This window comes from Rhodococcus sp. 06-221-2 (genome assembly GCF_002258365.1).
In the GTDB taxonomy this organism is placed as follows: Bacteria; Actinomycetota; Actinomycetes; order Mycobacteriales; family Mycobacteriaceae; genus Rhodococcoides; species Rhodococcoides fascians.
In genome coordinates, this window is record NZ_NOYJ01000010.1 from 1 (window position 1) to 20,685 (window position 20,685).

Below are 20,685 nucleotides of genomic sequence, written 5' to 3' on the forward strand. Positions count from 1 at the left end.
CACGCAAAACGCTCGGCTGGAAAACTCCAGCCGAGCGTTTACGTGATCTACTGACAGGCATCTGACCATCAGGTGTTGCGAGGACCCCTAGAATCCGCCAGTTGCCGGCCCGGGCCTTTCAGTTGGTTCAGTCGAGTTGGATATGACTGTGACGCTGAGTGATTGCGTCTCGAGGGTCCGCAGGTGGAGACAGTGGTCGACCCGCCTTCACCATGAGGTGTAAGCGGGTCGACGGTGAGAGCCGTTACGAGTCGGAGCTCGCAGCCCTCGTATCCCTCAGGTCCTCCGATTCGATATCCACATCGCGGCTCTCACGCAGTGTGAATGCCGCGATGAGACTGATTGCCGCGGTGGCGACCACGTACCACGCGAAGTAGTTCGAATGACCGGCGTCTTCGAGTGCGGTGGCGATCAGGGGGACAGTACCGCCGAAGAGTGCGATAGACAGTGAGTAGGGGAATCCCAGCCCGGTGACGCGCACTCGCGCAGGGAACATTTCGACCATCACTGCCGATCCTATGGAGGTGGCGAAGCTGAGCATCAACATTCCCGTGGCTTGCACGAGTACCAGGACTGCCAAGCTGGTTCCCTCGATGGACAGGAGCGGAACGGTCAGCACGATAGAGGAAATGCCGTAGATGTACAGGCTGGGTTTACGACCGATCTTGTCGGACAACAACCCAGCGAGTGGCTGGATTGCGAGGTAGAAGATCAACGAGATCAAACCGGCCGCCAACGCCGTCGACGAGGCTGCACCGTTCTTGATCTCGAAGTACGCGGTCAGGTAAGTTGCCCAGAAGTATTGACCGACCGCCAAACCTGTTGTCAGGAAGAAGATCTGAAGAGTCTGTTTCGGGTATGCGCGGATCGCATCGAACGGCCTCGGTCGCGATGATTTCTGCTTCTCGGAGGAGACGTCCAATGTCTCGACGGTGCTGCGTCGAATCCACCACGCGACAACGGCACCCAGTCCACCCACCGCGAATGGAATTCTCCATCCCCACTCGGTCATGGTCTCCGTTCCGAGGACGGTGACCAGTAACGTGATGAAACCCAAGGCGAAGAGTTTGCCGGAGGTGGACGCGACGAACATGAAGCTGGAGTAGAAGCCTCGTCTGTTCGCAGGCGCGGACTCGACAATGAACGCCGATGCACTGGTGTACTCGCCGCCCGCACTGAGCCCCTGTAGCAGCCGGGCGGTCACCAGGATGATCGGCGCCAGAATTCCTACCTGGCCGTAGGTCGGACTGACCGCGATCAGCAGGCTTCCTCCGGCCATCATCGAGATCGTCAATGTCATTGCCTGACGGCGTCCGAAGCGGTCGGCGAACAGGCCGATCACCAGACCGGCGATCGGTCTGGCCAAGAACCCGATGGCGAACACACCGAATGTCTGGAGCAGCGGAAGCAGCCGCGAATCCGACTGCGGGAAGAAGGATGTAGAAAAGTAGACCGCAAGATAGGCGTAGGCAAGGAAATCGAAGAATTCGATACCGTGACCCAGAATTCCACCGAACAACTGACGACGGTGGTTGATGGGCGCGGTGCCTGTCTCGGTCGGAGCGGTCTGCAGTGGTGGTTCCGATTTGTCGGTGTTCATCTTTGCCTTCGCTGGAGCATCGGTCGGATGGTGGAGTGCATCGAAGCGCGGACGGTGCCACCCGAGCGCGCGGTACCTATCGCGCCGACGTGGATGCCGATCCGGAAGTAGTGTTGTCGATCACACCGTAACCACTTACTGGCCGTACAGCAAGGAAAAGTTTTACACCGAGATCACCGGCCCCTCCCGCGACCGCGTTGTGGAGCCACACCGACGCCGATGACCATCGACGTCCAGCTCAGCACCGGCTATAGCGTCGATCGTCACCTCGTGCGCGAGTGCCCGACCCCACAACTGAGGTCGGGCACTCGAGCCGTTCTCGGGCCTCGGCTATCTGCCCGCCAGATCGCTTTCGTCCCGCAATGCCGAGGTGTTGCGGTCGAGGGTTTTGCCCTCGAAGAATGCGGGATGGCGGAACCTCATGACGATCATCAGCACAGCGCCGAGGACCAGGATGCCGAAGCCGAGGAAGAACACGAGTCCGATGCCGCCGATCGAGGCTCCGCTGGCGTTGTCGGGATTCATGCTCTCGCCGAGTGATATGACGAAAACGGCGAGCAGCATGAGGCCACCGAGAAGTGGAAACAGGAAGCGGAAGACAGTGTTACGGACACTGTCGAACAGCCTGTCGCGGAAATACCAGATGCAGGCAAAGGCCGTGATGCCGTAATACCAGCAGATCATGATGCCCAGGGCCGCGATGGTGTCGATCAGAGTGCGCTCGGACAGGAACGTGACCACTGTGTAGAACCCTGCGGTGATGGCCCCTGCGACGACGGTTGCGTAGGAAGGCACCAGGAAGCGAGGTGACACTTCGGCGAATTTCTTGGGGAAGGCACCGTAGGAACCCATCGCCAGCATCGTTCGCGCAGCCGGAAGGAACGTGGTCTGCAAACTCGCCAGTGAGGACACCAGCACGGCCAGGAACAGCAGCAGTCCGCCCCATTTACCGAGCACCGGGTCGGCCAGAGAGCCGAAGACGTTCTCGGCGTTGTCCGGGTTACCCAGGCCCAGGCCGTCCTCGCCTACCCCTGCATACATCATGGCGGCCACCGCGACGAGGAGGTACGTGAGCAGAATGGTTGCCACGCAGAGCAACCCGGCGCGGCCGGGCGTCGTCTTCGGGTTCTTCGATTCCTCGCCGAGCGTCAGGCACGTATCCCAACCCCAGAAAGCGAAGATGGATCCCGTGAGTCCGATGACGAACGCACCGACAGCCACGCCGGTGAACGGGTTGAACCAGTCCAAGTCGAAAGTGACCTCGCCCGGGGCGTCTCCTGCTCCGACATGAATCAGCGCAACGACGGCGAAGACGACGAGAAGCACCATCTGAAAGCCGACCGTGACGATCTGCAGCTTTTCGCTGGTGGTGATGCCTCTGCTGGCAATCCAGGTGGCCGCTGCGATGAACACCAGCGTCGTACCGACATTGACGAACTTGTTGCCCGGTAGATCGGCGATCGACGGTGTGTCGAACAACTTCGCTATGAACAGATAGAAGAACTGCACCGCGATGGCCGCAAGATTGGACAACACGATGATCGTCGCAATCACCATGCCCCACCCACACATCCATCCGACGTAAGGTCCGAATGCTTTGGTCGACCACGTGAACGACGCGCCGCAATCGGGAGACTCGGAGTTCAGCTCGCGGTAGGCATAAGCGGTGAGAAACATCGGAACGAAGCCCGCGATCAGGATTGCCGGCATTTTCAGACCTACGGCCGCGACGATCAGACCGATGCTTGCCGTCAGAGTGTAACCCGGTGCGACAGAGGAGATTCCGAGTATCGCACCAGAGAAGGTGCCGACTGTGCCTGTCGCCAGCCCCTTGGCGCTGACTTCACCTGCAGTGGGCGAGGGCCCGCTTGCGTTCTTGCCCATATTCGAGCCTTCCGTCGACGGATTCATGATTCGAACTCCTGCTTGGGGACGACCACCATGGGAACGGGCAGGACGCGAAGCATCTTCGCTGCCGTCGAACCGAGAAAGAGTCGGCGCGGTTGTGCAAGGCGGCTGGAGCCGACCATGACGAGGTCGCCGTCCTGCCAGTCGAGCGTCCGCACCGCAGACTCGACGGACGACCCGTCCGCTATGGTCACCGATATCGGAAAGTCCTCCGGCAAGGTGGATTTCGCTTCGTCCACGAGGGCACGTGCGTGTGCGACGGCACGGTCACGCGCGCTGTCGTAGCTGTCCCGGGCATCGCGAAGATCGTTGCGGGGGTCGAGCGCAACCAGGGACACGAGCCGCAGTGGAGTGTGCATTCTCTCGCAGGTGCGTACCGCCGTCCGCAGCAATACATCCGCTCCCGTCCTGGTCCCGAGTGCGCAGGTCACCTGACGAATCTCCCGAGCAGACGAGTGCCGGGTGCCGCGCGGCGCGAGTGCAAGCGGTACGTGTGCCGAATGCAGCAGTTCGGTCGAGACCGAGCCGACGGAATGCCGTCCGAGCAGCCCGTCTCCGGACGCACCCACGACGATGGCCGAGGCCCCCAGCCGAGCCACCTCGTCCAGCAGTCCCTGGGCGAACGAATCGTTGAAACTTGCGTGCACGGCGACCTCGATGTCGGACGGCACCAACGATTTCGCCTCGTCGAGCCAGCCTTGCGCTCGTGTGACCAGGACGTCCTCGTAACCGGTTTCGGCGGGGACTCTGGACGCAACGGTGCGGTCCGGCGGTAGGACCATGCAGATGTCGAGTTGAGCACCCAGGCTGCGGGCGAGCTGCACCCCGAGGGTAAGACCGTCCTTACCGCTGGGGGTGGCGAGATATCCGACGATCAAGCGCATGGGGACGGCTCCTTCGTTTCGATCGAACAGGTAGAGGTAGTGCGAATCATCGGCACCGAGACAGGGCGAGCGACAGCTCTGCGCTCACCACGCACACTTGCGAATTGCTCAGCCCTTCCACGCTGTGGAGTTCACCGACCATCTGGGCCAATCGTTCGACGGAATTGGTGTGCACAGACTGCCACGCTGCAACGGCGTCGGGAGCAGATTCGGTGTGTACCGCCTCGGACAGGACCTGCTCGGTCATGTTGTGCCAGTGCTCACGAATCGCATCGACCAGAATCGCACTTGCCATGGCGTCCCAGTAGTCGGCTCCACCGGAGGCGACAGAGGACCGTTCCACCAACCGGTCGAGACCCACGACGCGGCCGAATTCGAGATACGTCTGCGCCACGTGCGCTATCGATCGGTTGAGCGACCGGGCTGTCGTCTCCAATGCGAATGCCTCGGAGAGGAGTCGAAGTGTGTTCTGATCGACGACGAGATCGCCGGTCAACTCCGGCAACGATGCTCGGAGTTCACGTACCGGCCGCGTGAAGCGTTCGATCGTCTCCAGCGGCGTCGAATGTTCGTCGCGGTTCCGCAACAACCACGACGTGGTCCGCTCGATCAGATCCTGAACACCGAACTGCAAAACCAGCCTGGTGCTCTGCGGGATTCCAGGTAGATCGGCAACGACGTCCCACAGATGGTCGATGTCGAAAACCTGGCGCACGACGGCATACGCGACCGCGATATCGGCAGTGCTCACGCCCAGCCTCTCCTCCAGCCGGTGAATCATGCCGGGCCCGACGCGGTCGATCATGTGTCCGGTCACGACGACCGCCACGATCTCCCGCGCCAGTGGATGCCTGCGAATGTGGTGAGGAACCAGGACACGGATCGATTCTGGAAAATAGCCGGCGAGTACCCCGTCGAACACCTGGTCGTCCAATAGGGGAGAGGCGAGCAATTCGAGGGCCACCAGGTTCTTCGACTGCGCCAACAGCACCGCGATCTCGGGCCGAACCAGTCCCTGCCCCAAGCGATGTCGAGCTCGCAACTCGGCAGGCGAGGGAAGAACCGCAGCGACTCGACTGATTCCCGCGTCGCGTTCGAGGTTGTCGATCAACCGTTCGTGCCGGCCCAGCAGGAACGGCGCGTGGGCCTCGGCGAGGCTGATCGCCAGGGTCTGCGATGCAGCATCTGCAAGCACCGACTCGGCAACCTCGTCCTGAACCTGGGACAGCGCTCTGTTGCGCTCGGTGACGGACAGTTCGCCGTCCGCGACGGCCGCGTCCACCGCGATTTTCAGATTCACCTCTCGATCGGAGGTGGCGACGCCCGTGGCGTTGTCGATGAAGTCGGCGTTGACGCAACCCCCGGCAAGGGCGAATTCGATTCGAGCACGCTGCGTGAGGCCGAGATTGCCGCCCTCGCCGACCACCCGGGCCTGCAGTTCGGACGCGTCGACGCGAACGGAATCGTTGGCCGGATCGGCGGAGTCGGAGTGCCCCTCGGTCGAGGCCTTGACGTAGGTGCCGATCCCTCCGTTCCACAGTAGATCCACCGGTGCGGTGAGCAGCGCCTCGACGAGTGCGTTGGGGGAGAGGGTGCCGACATCGATTCCGAGTCGTGCCTGCATCTGCGGTGACAGTTCGATGGACTTGACCGAACGGGGCCACACCGCACCGCCCGACGACAGTGCCCTGGTGTCGTAATCTGCCCAGCTGCTTCCGGCGATCGATGCCAGCCGTTCCCGTTCGCGGTACGAGACCTCGGGGTCGGGGTTCGGATCGAGAAAGATGTGCCGGTGATCGAACGCGCCGACGAGTCGGATGGCGTGGCTCAGGAGCATGCCATTGCCGAACACATCACCCGACATGTCTCCGATACCGACCACCGTGAACGCATCGGTATCGACGTCGATCCCCTTCTCGGCGAAGTGGCGTCGTACCGACAGCCACCCGCCGCGTGCGGTGATTCCCATGGCCTTGTGGTCGTAGCCCGCCGAGCCTCCCGAGGCGAACGCATCCCCGAGCCAGAAGCCTCGGCGGACTGCAATGCTGTTGGCGAGATCGGAGAATCGCGCAGTCCCCTTGTCGGCGGCGACGACGAGATACGGGTCGTCGCCGTCGCGGATCACCGTGCGCGTCGGATGCACCACCGCGCTGTCGACGACGTTGTCGGTGACATCGAGCAGTGCCTCGATGAAATCGGTGTAGGCGTTGCGGACACCTTCGGGAGTCGTCTCCGTTCGAACCACGAAAGCGCCCTTGGCACCCATCGGCACGATCGGTGAATTCTTGACGTGTTGCGTCTTCATCAGATCGAGTACTTCGGTGCGGAAATCGTCGTGCCGGTCCGAATGACGCAGGCCCCCGCGAGATATCGCACCGCTCCGAACGTGACTCCCCTCGACGATCGGCGAGTGCACGAAGATTTCGCGGTACGGGGTGACGGCCGCAGAGAGGGACAATCGTGCCGGGTCGATCTTGAACGCTGCGGGTGGGGCGCCTACCGTGCGGTCGTGCTGAAACCAATTGGTGCGCAACACTGCCGAGAGGAAAGAACGCAGTCCTCGTAACAAGCGATCCTCGTCGAGTGCCGAGGTGCGCTCGACAGCGGTGTCGAGAATGTCCTCGGCGGCAGCCGTCAGCCTGTCGCGGTCGGTCACGTCGGGATCGAATCGTGCATGGAAGAGTGCGCAGAATCCTCGGACGAAGTCGCTGTGCCGCAGCAGTATCGAGACCACAGTGGGTTCGGACAGCTCCAGCCCTACCTGGCCGAGATAGCGGGCTGCGGCGCGAACGAGAACGGCGTCGGTGAACGGGATGGACGCCGATGCGATGAGGCGAGTGAAGCCATCGACCTCGAGATCGCCCGATGCGGCGGCCTCGAATGCAGCCCGCAGCAGGTTCGGAGTTGCTGCGGACCAATCGATTTCATCGGTACTGAAACCGAATCTGTGAACGAAGGCGTCGCTGTCTTCGCCCGACGGCAACAACTCGTGGTTCGCCACACGTAGCCCGAGATCGGCGAACAATGCGACCAGATCGGCGAGAAGTGGAGCGCGACGCTGCCACTCCAGGATGGCAACGGGCATCTGTTGGTCCGCAGTGTCGATGAACCGCAGCCGCACACCGCTGTCCTCCCGGACTGCACCGGCACCGCTCATTTGTTTCTCCTGACCATGCTCGACGAGGGTGAGGCGGCGCTCACTGTCGGCTAAGTCTGGCTGAACGAGACGCACGACACAGCTGACGAAATGGACAGCCGACGTCCTCGGACCGCTCCATTCCGGTCCTTGTGCTGCTTCATCACCCGTTCCGCAGCGCCTCGTCGATTCGTGCTCCCACGGCGGCGGCACCGGCCGAGGTCATGATCGTGCCGGCATGGTCGAGTTCCATCATCGGGGTGATCGAGGTCAGGTCGAGCGCATCGATGTCTTCGGGCGAGTACATCGGTGCCGAGTTCTTACCAATGCTCCACTGCGCGTGTAGGAATCGAATCGGCATCGTCAGTTCTCGAAACCGTGACTCGCCGAAGAACACATCCTCGGCGTCGGAGACGACTGCCTCGGTCGACAGCCGCACCGACCCGTCGACCAGATCGTGTTCGGCGTACGTCCGCAGGAGTGGATCCGCCGGGTCGAGAAGCGGCAGCGACGTCGACACCAAGAAGTCGACGTATTCGTCGACGGCGTCGAAATGCTTCTGAGTTCGAGCAATTCTGTCCGCGAACACAGCTCCGACGGTCTCGCGGGTGAGACCGGCGGGCGGTGCCACCGGAACGCCTCCGTCGACGAGAACGAGACTCTTCACTCGAGATGGATACCGGGCCGCGAACTCGACTGCCACGAATCCACCCATGGACATTCCGCACACGTGTGCAGCGTCGAGTCCGAGGACATCCATGACGGCGTCCAGGTCGTCTGCGTGCCGAGCGAGCGACGACGGCCCCGTGACCTCGACGCTGTCGCCCCTGCCGCGCAGATCCGGTGCGACCAGTGTCAGGTGTGGCGATTCCGCCCGCAGCCAGCCCCACAGCACGCGCTGGCTGGACACGCCGTGCACCACGAGGACGGGCTCGCTGGTGCCGGTGTGTGTTTCGACGACGAGATCTCCGCCGGGTACCGCTATTCGATCGAGGGTCATGGTGCCGACAGTAGGGGAAGCAGGCTTCAGGGGGGATGGATTCTTCGCCCACTGCGCACGCCGAAATATGGATGAGTCGTCCGCATCGGGGAGGGCACCGTCGCCTGGACGGAGTAGGGGATGCAGAACACCGAGCGGTACACGTCCGGGCCACACGACCAGGCGGTACGTTGCTGGTGTGGACCACCCGGGCAAAGGATCGAGGTGCACGTAATTCCGGTCAGCGAACCGCTGGCCAGCGGTTCGAAATCGTCGAAACCGGGTGCTCATGGCGGGTTCCAGCTGGGTCGAGGCCGGCCTCGGTGTCACTGAGCGGACCTTTCACATGGCGACCAGGTGAATATCTCTCCACACTGATCGCTATTCGACGGCGCTCGTCGTCCTTGGTGTTCGCAGGAGGAGTTGAAATCTATGGTGCCACGTACGCAGAGCAGCGCATCGACGACTGAGGGGTCGACCGAGCTCGCGCAGGGAAGTCTCAATGTCGCGCACATCGTGTTCATGGTGATGGCCACGGTTGCGCCCGCCGGAGGCGCTGTGGCAATTCTGCCGCTCGCCATCGGACTGGGGGTAGGTATCGGTACACCCGGAATGTACGTGTTCGTACTCGTCATCATGCTTCTGTTCGCCGTCGGTTTCACCCGGATGGTTCCCTATGTGCAGAACGCCGGAGCCTTCTTCGCCTACATCGTGCGAGGGCTGGGGCGTCCCGTCGGCTTGGCCGGTGCCTACATCGCTACCAGTGCCTACATCGCGCTGGCATGCGCCACCAGTGGCGCGATGGGTTTCTTCGCCTCGGGTAGCGCCAACAAGATTTTCGGCATCGATCTTCCATGGTGGGTCTATACCTTGGTGGGCCTGGTGATCGTGTTCCTGCTCGGCTATCGCAAGATCACGCTTGCTGCAGGCGTACTCGGAGTGGCCCTCGTCGTCGAGCTCGTGGTCATTCTGGTGCTCGACATTGCGATCATCGCGCGAAACGGGATCGGCAGCTTTCCGATGGAATCGTTCAGTCCCAGTCAGGTTTTCGTTCCCGGAGCCATCGGCGTCGCGATGATTTTCGCGTTCTCGTGCTACCAGGGCTTCGAAGGGACAGCGATCTACGCTGAGGAAGCACGCGATCCGAAACGCACCGTTCCTCGTGCGACGTACATTTCGATGGGATGCATCGGCTTCTTCTTCGTCCTGACGTCCTGGGCATTCCTGGCCAGTTCGAGTGGCGCCACCGCCGCGGCAGCCGCAAGCCCGGGCACATTCGTCTACGACCTCAGCGACGAGTTCGTCGGTTCCGCGTGGACAACGACACTCGAGGCGTTGATCGTGACGAGTTGCTTCGCCGGAGTGCTTGCCTTCCACAACGCAGCGTCACGGTATTTGTTCGCACTGGGCCGGGACGGCTTCCTGCCGCGGTCGATGCGAACCCTGCACCCGCGCCATCAGTCGCCGGTGGTTGCCGGTTCGACGAGCTATGTGATCGAGACGGCGGTCGTCATCGTCTTCGCCGTCGCCGGGCTCGACCCTCTGACGACCCTCACGTCCGCGCTGACCGGTTTCGGAGCGGTCGGTCTGATGGTCTTGATCACCACGACATCGCTGGCAGTGCTGGTGTTCTTCGCTCGGCAGCGTCGATTCGGTTGGGGCCACACGGTTGCGCCGGCCCTGGCGCTGATCGGTTTCGGAGCAATCACATATTTCGCGCTGTCCAACTTCTCGGCCATCACCGGTACCGATTCGGTGATCATCAACGGTCTACCGTTGCTGCATCTCGCGACGATCGTGGTGGCAATCGGGGTTGCGCTGTACGCACGCAAGAACCGGCAGGACACCTACGCGAACATGGGCCGAACCCTTGTCGACTGAAGCCGTGCTCGACGACACCACGACCCTCGTGCGCTTCGGCTACGCCGACACCCCGCTCGGTCAACTGCACTATGCAGAAGCCGGAGTCGAGGGAGTCCCGTTGATCTGCCTGCACCAGACCCCGCGTTCGTGGGACGAATTCGCCGAGTTGATGCCCCTCGTCGGCCCGTCCCGTCGCATCATCGCCATGGACATGTACGGATTCGGTCAGTCCGCCAAACCTGTTGGCCCGCAAACGATCGAGCAGTATGCCTCGGGTGTTCTGCATCTAGCGGATGCGTTGGGTCTCGATCAGTTCTCGGTGATGGGTCACCACACCGGGGCCGTGGTCGCGGTGGAGGTCGCCAGTGCGGCACCAGGTCGGGTGAAGTCCGTGATCCTGTCGTCGCCGTCCTACACCGGCCCCGAATACCGTGCCGGTCACGCTGACGGCCCCGGCGTCGACGTCGCGGAAATCGACTCGCACGGTGGCCATCTCACGACGTGGTGGGGCCAGCGAGAACCGTATTATCCGCCGAATCGTCCGGACCTACTCGATCGCTTCGTGCGCGACGCGCTTGCGCCGGGGGTGGATCCGGCCGAGGGACATATCGCGTGTTCGCGGTACGTCATGGAAGATCGGATCGGCGAGGTGACGGCCCCGGTACTCATCCTCGGTGGCGACGCGGACCCGTTCTCCTTCCCCGATGTCGGCCTCGTGCGGGACGGTCTCGTGCAGGCAGCGACGGTCGACATCGTGGTCATCGAGGGCGGCACCATTCCCATGGTGGAGCAACTACCGACACCGGTGGCCGACGCGGTCGTCGGCTTCCTCGACACGCACACGCCCAAGGATCGCTGAAACCGACGTCGACAAGCTCGAACGCTGGTGTGCACAATGCACACCAGCGTTCGAGCTTGTGCACTGCGACGGTCAGGGTATTTCGGAGTCCCATTCCTGCACAATGAATTCCGCGGTTCTGCGTGCGTAGGCTTCGATCGACACCATGGGGTTCACCCCAGGCGCAGTGGGTAGCGCGCTCGCATCCGCGACATAGACTCCGGAACAATCGTGGAGGCGACCGCGGCCGTTCACCACCGATGTCGTCGGGTCGAGGCCGGTAGGGCAGGAGCCGCTCTGGTGTGCCGACAATGTCAGGATGTCCGCGGCGTCCAGGCTGCCGAGCGTGTCGAGAAATGCATCGAAGTCATCGCCCTGACGCCAGCGAGGGTCGGATGGAAGGAACGTGAAAATTTCTTCGGCACCCGATGCCCGGAGGATGCGCGCGAGTTCCTGATGCGTACGGCGGACGACTGCCAGGTCGACCGGATCGTCGAGACCCCATGTGACGACCGGCATTCCGTGCGCGTCACCCTCCACCCGTCCGGAGCCGTGATCTCGAACGAAGCCCCAGACCCCGGAGACGTGTTCGAGGCGTAACTGCTCCTGCTTGTGTTGCTCACCGGAGTGCCACGGTGTGAGACCCGTCCAGAAGCCGAGGCCCATGGGCGCGGCTTCCACGACGAATCCGTGTTCGCCTTCCACGTGCTCGAAGTCATGACTGACGCTGGTGAGAATCTGCCCGGCCCAGCCCTTCACGACCTCGTCGTACACTCCGCTGACGAAGTACGAGGGGTGAACGTGCAGGTTTCGACCGACGCTCGGCCCACCCAGCCCGGAACGTTGCAGGAGAACGGGCGAGGCGAGCGCGCCCGCGGCGACCACGACGATCGGTGCCTCCACGAGTACGTCCCGGTCTCCGTCGGGAGTGTTCACCACCGCTCGGACGCCGACTGCGCGGCCATCGGCGTGCACGATTTCCTGGACGTCGCACTGGGGTAGCAACTGCGCACCCGAGTCGCTGGCATCCTGAAGGAAAGTTTTCATCGTGGATTGTTTGCATCCTACGAGGCAACCGGCATTGCACTCGCCGCAGAATCGGTCGTCATTGTCTTTGGCGTTGCGTGCCAGAGTATTTCGTTGGAGTCCGGCAGCGTCGAGGCCGCGATTGAGAATTCGGTTGACGCTGTTGTGCACGGTATTGGCGGGTACAGCGTTGATCCGCTGCATCACCGATTCGATGTGCGGGCCGAACTCGTCCGAGGACGCGCCCTCCATGCCTGCCTCGACCCATTCGTCCAGTACGTACTCGGGCGTCGGGAGACACGCCATGGAGTTGACCGTGGTTCCGCCACCGACAGTCGAGCCTGCCAACAGGCCGACGCTGGCATCGGTCGACCAGACGAATCCACCGCCGAGATACAGATTCGGAAACGAGAACGCCTCCAACTGAGGTAGATCGGGCTCGTTCCGATAGCCACCTTTCTCCAGTACGAGTACCTTCATACCCGCGGCCGCGAGACGGGCCGCGGCAACGCCGCCGCCCGCACCGGAACCCACGACCACCGCATCGACCGTCAACGTGATCGACCCGTTGTCGGGTAGCTCGGCCACGGTCAAGGTCTTCGGAAACTGCACTGCGGTCGGCGGTTCGAGCAACGGACCGGCAAAGCCGAGGGCCGGCCACGTCGGGTTCTTCGACGCCTCGTCCGGCACGGTGTAGAACATTGCCAACACCGTGCTCTGCACTATCAGAGCGCCAGGACGAGTCGACGGGTCGGCGAGCACCGTCAGCCACTGCTCGTCGCGGCGATCGGGCGAGCTGTCCGCGAACGATTCCGACAGGGCGTCGAGGGTGCGGCCTACGAGGATGTGCACATGTGGGGCCGAGAGTGGGAGGACCGAGTCGAGAATCCGGTCCACGGCGAGATCGGAGGCACTCGTGCTCCAGAACACCTGCTCGTCCGTCGAGGCCGAATGTGGCGCAGAGATTCGCGGAATCAGAGTGTCGCAGAGTGCGGCCAAAACGCGGCGGTCCCAGGATGATCGTGCGGAATCGACAGTCACCAGAACTCCTTTCAGTCAGAATTCGCCAGTGTCCACCTGGACCATCGATCGCAGGGCCCGCAGTCTCGGTGAGCGGACCGGCACAGCGTGATCGGGGCAGATGCCCCGCGATACTGCGTGCGGCGGCCGCCCGGGCGGAGCTCGCGACACAGAGGCCCGGCTGCCTCGAGGACCGCTGAGCAAAACATCGAGCTGCGCGCTCGACCGCACACTGGTTGTGTAGGAAGCACACGCTGGCGACTCGAGATCTCGACCAGATGAATGCTATGAAAGGAACACCCGTGCGTCATCCGCTCTTCGATTCCCTGACATCCGACGAGTTTCGCCGCGTCGCAGATGTCGTTCGTCGTGAGGCCATCGCAGAAAGGCCGGGGTTCGCCGCGGTCTACACCGACGAGCCGGACAAGCGACTGCTCCGCGAAGGTCACGAGATCGCCCGTCGCGCAAGGGTTCTGTTGGTCGATCGTGCGTCCGGAACGACGCACGATGTCGTCGTCGATCTCGATGCCGACGCCGTGGTCTCGTCCTCCGTTATCACCGACGGTGCTGCACCCGTCCTGCTCGAGGAGTTCGATCTTGCTCCCGACCTGATCAAGCAGGATCCGCGATACGTCGAGGCGCTTGCGCTGCGCGGCATCACCGACATGGACAAGGTCCAGATCGATCCGTGGGGCGTCGGCAACATGGCCGTGCCCGGCGTGCTCGATTACCCCGTAGACGGCAGGCGTCTGGCCGGCTCGGTCTCCTACTACCGCGATTTTCCCGACGACAACGGGTACGCGCACCCCATCGAGGGTGTCATCGCTGTGGTCGATCTGGTGGCGCTGAAGGTCATCGACGTCCACGACTTCGGCGTGCGGCCGATGAACGTCGAGCAGGCCAACTACACGGCGGACGCGAACCAGCCGATGCGCTCCGACGTCGCCCCGCTCGTCATCACTCAGCCCGAGGGCGTCGGATTCAAGATCGACGGCCGCGAGCTCACCTGGCAGAAGTGGCGCTTCCGGATCAACTGGCATCCGCTCGAGGGACTGGTGCTGCATGCGGTGGAGTACCTGGACGGGGACGAGTACCGCTCGGTTCTGCACCGCGCGTCCCTGGGCGAAATGGTCGTACCCTACGGCGACCCTTCCAAGGAGCACTTCTGGCGCAGCGCATTCGACGCCGGCGAGTTCGGCCTCGGAAAGCTCGCCAATTCGCTTCGACTCGGCTGTGACTGCCTCGGTGAGATCGTCTACCTGGACGCGGAGAATGCCGGCGAGAACGGTGAACCGACCACTATCGAGAATGCGATCTGCATCCACGAAGAGGACGCGGGCATTCTGTGGAAGCACACCGACTGGATGACCGGCAAGGTCGACGTACGTCGCTCGCGTCGCCTGGTCGTCAGCTTCATCGCCACCGTCGGCAACTACCACTACGGCTTCTACTGGAACTTCTACCAGGACGCCTCCATTCAAATGGAGGTCAAGCTACTGGGGATCGTGCAGACCCGCTCCGTCGAAGAGGGTGAGACCTCTGCGCACGGCACCCGGATCGCCAAGAACATCGTGTCCAGCTACCACCAGCATCTGTTCTCGTTCCGGCTCGATACCGAAATCGACGGGTGGCAGAACACTGTCGTACAGAACGATGCCTACGGGGTGCCTGTCGGCCCGGACAATCCCTACGGCAACGCAATCGGAGTCAAGAAAACGGTCATCGACCGCGAATTGACCGGTGACGACCACACCAACACGCAGTCGTCTCGCAGTTGGCAGATCATGAACACCGCCAAGAAGAACGCCTGGGGCAATCCGGTCAGTTACAAGTTCCTGCCCGGTTGGTCGTCGGCAACGATGCTGGCGCAGGATCCCTCATTGATTGCCAAGCGAGCCGGTTTCGGCACCCGCAACATGTGGGTGACGCCGTACTCGCCCGCTGAAATGCGCCCCTCGGGTGACTTCCCGAACCAGAGCCGCTCCGGTGACGGTCTTCCCCGATGGACTGCGGAAAATCGCGCGACCGACAACACGGATGTGGTGCTGTGGCACACCCTGGGAGTGACACACATTCCGCGCGCCGAGGACTGGCCGGTCATGCCGACCGAGGTCGTCGGTTTCCACCTGCTGCCGGTGAACTTCTTCGACAAGAACCCGGCGCTGGACGTGCCTGCTTCGTCGAGTGCACACGGCGGGAGCACTGCAGACGACCAGCCGGGCGAAGCGTCGTGTCACTGACCCTCGGGCCTGTGGTGGGCATGCCACCCGGGCGCGAAAGAACTAGGGCTGGAGTCGATCTCGTCGATGCCGTCCTCGCCGCTGTTGCGATTCTGTGTCTGGTGGTGCACGTCGTGTTGCTCATCGTCACGGGCACGGCGATGCTCGGCATGGTTGTGCCGATGCTCGTTCTGTCCGGCCTGTGCGTGGCGTTCACGTGCAGGAAGGGCAACGGCCACCGCGTACGCGAGTACGCGGTGACCGCCGGTTTCGGTATCGCGATGCTCACTGTGCACTGGGCGTTGATGTCGACGTCGCTGGGCCACTCGAGCCACACGGCGGCGGAAAGCGGCGCCATGGATCACGCTGCGATGGGGCACGGGGCGATGGACATGGCAGGCTCCGGCAGTGTTCTGTCCGCGCAGTCGTTCGAGGGATTGATGCAGGCCGGGTTGTTCTTCGCAGCCCTTCAGATCGTGTTGGCAGTGGGCGCATCGGTGCGTGCACTGCGTGCCGGCGGTGAGTAGATCCATCGCCGCGACCGAGAGCGAACACGGAAACTCCGGTGCCGACGGCACCGGAGTTTCCGCGTCCGCGGTGACGGCACCGTCGGGTCGGGGCCGTCTTCGCTTGGTCGTGATGCTCGGTGCGCTCACCGCACTCGGTCCGTTCACCGTCGACATGTATCTGTCGGCTTTTCCCGTCATCGCAACCGAATTCGCGATATCGGAGACGGCGGTGCAGTTCACCCTGACCGGCACTCTGATCGGCTTCGCCGTCGGCCAATTGGTGATCGGTCCGATGTCGGACGCACTGGGTAGGCGACGTCCACTGATCGTGGCGTCGCTGCTCCATGTTGCGGCCTCTCTCGGGTGCGTGGTCGCGCCGGGTATCGAGGTGCTGGCAGTGCTTCGGGTCCTGCAGGGTTTCGGAGGTGCAGCCGGGGCGGTCCTCGCCATGGCCGTGGTGCGAGACCTCTACCAGGGCAACGCCGCTGCGGTCATGATGTCCCGGCTGATGCTGGTGATGGGCGTGGCACCGATCCTGGCACCGTCGATCGGTGGCCTGGTCGTCGAAGTGTCTACGTGGCGCGTGATCTTCGTGATCCTCGCGGCTCTGGGACTGACGGCGGTCGCGATCGGTGCGTTCGCGATGCCCGAGACCTTGCCCCCGGCGGCGCGGCAGCAGAACAGTGCACGCACGGTTCTGCGGAATTACGCGCGCCTCGGCACGGATCGAGCCTTCGTCTCGATGGTGCTCGTATGTGGCCTGGGCCGGGTGGTGATGTTCGCGTACATCTCTGCCTCGCCGTTCGTCCTACAAGGTAGCTTCGGACTCACTCCGCAGCAGTTCGGAATCGCTTTTGCCGCAGGCGCAGTCGTCTTGATCGGAGCTTCGCAGCTCAACGTCGTCGTTCTTCGTCGATGGACAACTCGAACCGTTCTGCTCTCTGCGCTGCTGATCGGCACCGTCGTTGCCGTCGTGTTCGTGGTCTTGGCGGCGACCGATACGGGCGGGTTGATCGGTTTCGGGGTGCCGGTGCTGCTGATCTTGGCGGTGATGGGCACGGTCCTACCGAACGCTCCGGCGCAAGCACTGGCAGGCTACGGGTCCCTGGCCGGTACCGCGTCGGCCTTGATCGGCGGCGTCCAATTCGCCTTCGCAGCGGCAGCCGCACCCGTCGTCGGTCTCCTCGGCAACGACGCCCTCGCAGTGGCGACCATGATGGCTTTCGCGGCGTCGGTTGCCTTGGTGCTGGTTCTCGTCGGCACCGGACCGACGGTGAGGACCGCTGAGCGAGACGCAGTTGTTGCCGGTGACGCCCCCGTGTCCGAAGCTTGCGTCGTGACTGTGAGCCAGAACAACATCGAGGCCGCCGCCGAGCGGCTGAATCACGCTGCGAACAGCGGCGAGCCCTGCGAGCCGGTCCGCGACCTGATCGGCCGTGACGACGTGACGGCGGCCTATGCGGTACAGGAGATTCTCAACAACGAGCGTCTGGATTCCGGAGCGGTCGTGGTCGGCCGAAAGATCGGTTTGACGTCGAAAGCCGTTCAGGCGCAATTGGGTGTCGACCGTCCCGACTTCGGAATGCTGTTCGACGACATGGCCTACGGTGCCGACGCCGTCATTCCCGCCGAGCAGGTGTCACAGCCGCGGGTCGAGGCCGAGATCGCCTTCGTATTGCGCGAAGATCTGGCCGACGGGCCTCTCGACGCAGATCGCGTCAGACGAGCCACCGATTACGTGGTCGCCGCCCTCGAGGTATGTGGTAGCCGAATCAGCAACTGGGACATCAGCTTTGCAGACACCGTGGCCGACAATGCGTCGGCGGGTGCCTACGTACTCGGTGATCGGCAAGTGTTGCTCGGGGATCTGGACCTCACCGAGGTGCAGATGACCATGTCGATCGACGGAACTCAGGTGTCCGAGGGCACCGGTGCCGCCTGCCTCGGCGATCCGGTCGCAGCCGTCGTCTGGCTGGCGCAGACCGCGGCAGACCTCGGTCGGCCGCTGCGTGCCGGCCAGGTCGTTCTGTCCGGAGCTTTGGGACCGATGCGGGCGGTCGCAGCAGGACAGTCGGTCACGGCCACCCTGACCGGCCTCGGATCGGTGAGCGCTTCCTTCCAGTAGTAAACCGAGACAACCCTTCTCCGTGTATCGCGCTACGGAAGCGGGTTGTACTCGCAACGTGTCACGTCAGAAGGAGAACAATGTCGTCCATTCTCTCGTCGGAAACAGCCCGCGCGGCTTTCGTCCCCAACGGGGATTATCAGCAGTTCATCGGTGGCGACTGGGTGAGCGCCCCTAGCACCTTCGAAGCGGTCGACCCCAGCGTCGGAAGCCCGTGGGCGGTCCTGCCGCAGGGCACGGCCGAGGACGCGGAGTCCGCCGTGGCGGCGGCCGTCCGCGCCTTCGGACAGTGGCGCAGGACGACGCAGGATCAGCGACAAGCAATCCTGCTGTCGATCGCGGATCGCTTCGAGGCCGACGGCGAACGTTTCGGTGCCTTGTTGGCGACCGAGAACGGCCGACCGGTCCGCGAAGCAGGAATTGCCGACATCCCTACAGTGGTGGCAATTTTCAGGTTCTACGCCGGCGTCATTCGCGCATTCAACGGCGAGCAGATTCCGCTGTCGAACCCCGACACCCTGCTCTACACCAAGCGCGAACCTCTCGGCGTGGTCGCGGCGATCATCTCGTGGAATTCGCCGTTGATCACCTTCGCCAACAAGGTGGCACCCGCGCTGGCCGCCGGCAACACGGTCGTCGTCAAGCCCTCGGAGTACGCGTCTGCGAGCATTCTCGAGTTCACCCGGTTGATCGGTGACCTCCTGCCGGCCGGTGTGCTGAACATCGTCACCGGTCTCGGCCCCGAGACGGGAGCGGCTCTGGTCTCGCACCCCGACGTCGCCAAGATAACGTTCACCGGTGGTCCGGACACTGCCCGGGCAATTCTCGGTTCCGCAGCGCGCACACTGCGGCCGAGTTTGATGGAGCTCGGCGGCAAGGGACCGATGATCGTCGCTGCCGACGCGGACCTCGAACTCGCGGTTCAGGACGCGCTGATGGGGATCTATCTGGCCAACGGTCAGGCGTGCATCGCAGCCTCGCGTCTACTGCTGCACGACGACATCCACGACGAATTCGTCGAGCGGTTCGCTGCGGTGGCCCGAAAGATCAAGGTGGGCGACGCGACTGATCCGAGCAGCGAGATGGGACCGCTGGTGTCGGGTCGTCAACTCGAACTGGTCAGCGCACACGTCGAGCGGGCGCGCGCGGAGGGTGTCTCGGTGGTCGTCGGAGACGAGCCACTCGATCTGGACGACTCTTTGCACGGTGGGTTCTATCATCGTCCGGTGCTGCTGGCCGATCCGAAGGGCAAGGCCACGATCGTGCGGACCGAAGTCTTCGGTCCGGTGACCGTCGCGGAACGCTACCGAACCGACGAAGAAGCGATCGCTCGCGCGAACGCATCGCCGTACGGCTTGGCGGCCGGGGTCTGGACACAGAACCTGCGCCGCGCGCATCAGTTCGCAGATCGCCTGGACGCGGGAATCGTGTGGGTGAACCGATGGTTCGATCTGCCGCCCGGGATGCCGATGGGCGGCCGAGGTGACAGCGGGTTCGGACGTGAGTTGTCGTTCGAGACACTCCGTGAGTACTCCGCAGTCAAGTCGGTCAACATCGATCTCGGAGGCGATCGACCACCACTGTGGGGATTGGCCGGGCAGTAGCGACGCGGTCGTCGGTAGCGTGGTTTGCTGTGAGGATGAACGCTGCCGACGACTCGACGGAACATGAATCCGATCAGTCCACCAGGGATCGACTGCTGGATGCGGCCATCGATATCGCCGGTGAGACCGGTGTACAGGCTGTCACCTACCGGGCCGTGGCTGCCCGCGTGGGCATGGCGCACGGCTTGGTCCGGCACCATTTCGGCACCCGGGAGCAGTTGCTGATCGAAGCGTTTCGCCGAGCGGCGGAACAGGATTCGGACGACGTCGGGCTGGAGGCGAACTCGATCGACGAGTTTGCCTCCAATCTCGTTCCAACACTCAATAATTCGCGTAAGCGCCAGTTGCTTCAATACGACGAGACCACTCAGGCGGTCCGCGGTAATCTACCGATCGAAAACGTGCGTGGACTGTACCGGCGGTATGCGGCTCAGGTCCGACACACGCTCGACAATGCCGGCGTGCCCGACCCCGACGGCAGCATCTCGGAGCTGGTGTTCTCGGCACTGGACGGACTGGTGATGCAGCACATGGTCTTCTCCGACGACGACAGGACCTCGCAGCTGCTGGAGCAGCTGCGAGAAGTCCTCCGGCGTCTGGTCGCGAGCTGATCGCTCAGTGATTCGCAGTGAATTCGGTGTCGACGCCCAACGGTCCCAATTTCTGAGATCCGCCCGGATCACCGATCGGCTCGCTTCTTCCCGGCAACGGCTCGTTGAAGAAGGCGATGGAATCTGCGACGAATTCTGCGAGCTCGGGATCCTTGCGCGCTTTTCGGTCGACGAAGACGGCGTCCACCGGGCACTCCACTTCGCATGCCCCGCAGTCGATGCACTCGTTGGGGTTGATGTAGCTGCGGCGGTCGCCGATGTAGATGCAGTCGACGGGGCACACTTCGATGCACGACCGATCGAGCTGATCGATGCAGTTGATTCCGATGACGTAGGACATGCTGGTTCCTCCTGGTGTGGTGA

At 63.2% G+C, this 20,685-nt stretch carries 14 protein-coding genes and 1 pseudogene; 8 read left to right on the forward strand and 7 right to left on the reverse strand.

Features of this window, described 5'->3' with window-relative positions; all coding sequences use genetic code 11:
- Window positions 1-244: 244 nt before the first annotated feature.
- The 5 genes from CH281_RS05090 to CH281_RS05110 form a co-directional block, all read right to left on the reverse strand.
- Complete coding sequence (locus CH281_RS05090) at window positions 245-1,600, reverse strand: MFS transporter (protein WP_094693239.1); 1,356 nt, start codon at window positions 1,598-1,600, stop codon at window positions 245-247.
- A 330-nt stretch (window positions 1,601-1,930) separates the two neighbouring features.
- Window positions 1,931-3,484 carry an APC family permease gene (locus CH281_RS05095; protein WP_094693393.1) on the reverse strand — a complete coding sequence of 518 codons (1,554 nt, stop codon included), beginning with the start codon at window positions 3,482-3,484 and terminating at the stop codon, window positions 1,931-1,933.
- A 23-nt stretch (window positions 3,485-3,507) separates the two neighbouring features.
- Entirely contained in the window at window positions 3,508-4,392 is an 885-nt protein-coding gene (locus tag CH281_RS05100; protein WP_027496138.1) for a universal stress protein, read from the reverse strand.
- Window positions 4,393-4,438: 46 nt separating this feature from the next.
- On the reverse strand, window positions 4,439-7,549 hold the full coding sequence (locus CH281_RS05105; RefSeq protein WP_094693241.1) for an NAD-glutamate dehydrogenase domain-containing protein: 3,111 nt from the start codon (window positions 7,547-7,549) through the stop codon (window positions 4,439-4,441).
- Window positions 7,550-7,691: 142 nt separating this feature from the next.
- Entirely contained in the window at window positions 7,692-8,528 is an 837-nt protein-coding gene (locus CH281_RS05110; RefSeq protein WP_094693243.1) for an alpha/beta hydrolase, read from the reverse strand.
- Window positions 8,529-8,939: 411 nt separating this feature from the next.
- On the opposite strand from CH281_RS05110, the gene CH281_RS05115 reads away from it, so the two are divergent.
- Together CH281_RS05115 and CH281_RS05120 are read left to right on the forward strand one after the other, a co-directional pair.
- Window positions 8,940-10,388: an APC family permease gene (locus tag CH281_RS05115; protein ID WP_032385621.1), complete on the forward strand. Its 1,449-nt coding sequence runs from the start codon at window positions 8,940-8,942 to the stop codon at window positions 10,386-10,388.
- Between the two features lie 4 nt (window positions 10,389-10,392).
- On the forward strand, window positions 10,393-11,229 hold the full coding sequence (locus CH281_RS05120; protein ID WP_230591082.1) for an alpha/beta fold hydrolase: 837 nt from the start codon (window positions 10,393-10,395) through the stop codon (window positions 11,227-11,229).
- 72 nt (window positions 11,230-11,301) lie between these two features.
- Here the strand turns inward: CH281_RS05120 and CH281_RS05125 are convergent, their stop codons facing one another.
- Window positions 11,302-13,275 carry a GMC family oxidoreductase N-terminal domain-containing protein gene (locus CH281_RS05125; RefSeq protein WP_143544761.1) on the reverse strand — a complete coding sequence of 658 codons (1,974 nt, stop codon included), beginning with the start codon at window positions 13,273-13,275 and terminating at the stop codon, window positions 11,302-11,304.
- Window positions 13,276-13,556: 281 nt separating this feature from the next.
- Here CH281_RS05125 and CH281_RS05130 point away from each other — a divergent pair, with 281 nt between their 5' ends.
- From CH281_RS05130 to CH281_RS05150, 6 genes and pseudogenes are all read left to right on the forward strand, one after another.
- Complete coding sequence (locus CH281_RS05130) at window positions 13,557-15,494, forward strand: primary-amine oxidase (RefSeq protein WP_167325245.1); 1,938 nt, start codon at window positions 13,557-13,559, stop codon at window positions 15,492-15,494.
- Window positions 15,485-16,000 carry a hypothetical protein gene (locus CH281_RS05135; RefSeq protein WP_048319512.1) on the forward strand — a complete coding sequence of 172 codons (516 nt, stop codon included), beginning with the start codon at window positions 15,485-15,487 and terminating at the stop codon, window positions 15,998-16,000. Before CH281_RS05130 ends, CH281_RS05135 begins: the two co-directional genes overlap by 10 nt.
- A 109-nt stretch (window positions 16,001-16,109) precedes the next feature.
- A pseudogene (locus tag CH281_RS27125) lies at window positions 16,110-17,225 on the forward strand (multidrug effflux MFS transporter); the annotation flags it as partial.
- A gap of 75 nt (window positions 17,226-17,300) precedes the next feature.
- Window positions 17,301-18,107 (forward strand): 2-keto-4-pentenoate hydratase, encoded by an 807-nt coding sequence (locus CH281_RS27220; protein WP_256983372.1) that lies wholly within the window; start codon window positions 17,301-17,303, stop codon window positions 18,105-18,107.
- A gap of 80 nt (window positions 18,108-18,187) precedes the next feature.
- Window positions 18,188-19,711 (forward strand): aldehyde dehydrogenase family protein, encoded by a 1,524-nt coding sequence (locus CH281_RS05145; protein WP_094693247.1) that lies wholly within the window; start codon window positions 18,188-18,190, stop codon window positions 19,709-19,711.
- 35 nt (window positions 19,712-19,746) lie between these two features.
- Window positions 19,747-20,322: a TetR/AcrR family transcriptional regulator gene (locus CH281_RS05150; RefSeq protein ID WP_032385616.1), complete on the forward strand. Its 576-nt coding sequence runs from the start codon at window positions 19,747-19,749 to the stop codon at window positions 20,320-20,322.
- 4 nt (window positions 20,323-20,326) lie between these two features.
- Here the strand turns inward: CH281_RS05150 and CH281_RS05155 are convergent, their stop codons facing one another.
- Window positions 20,327-20,662 (reverse strand): indolepyruvate ferredoxin oxidoreductase subunit alpha, encoded by a 336-nt coding sequence (locus tag CH281_RS05155; protein ID WP_032385615.1) that lies wholly within the window; start codon window positions 20,660-20,662, stop codon window positions 20,327-20,329.
- Window positions 20,663-20,685: the final 23 nt, after the last annotated feature.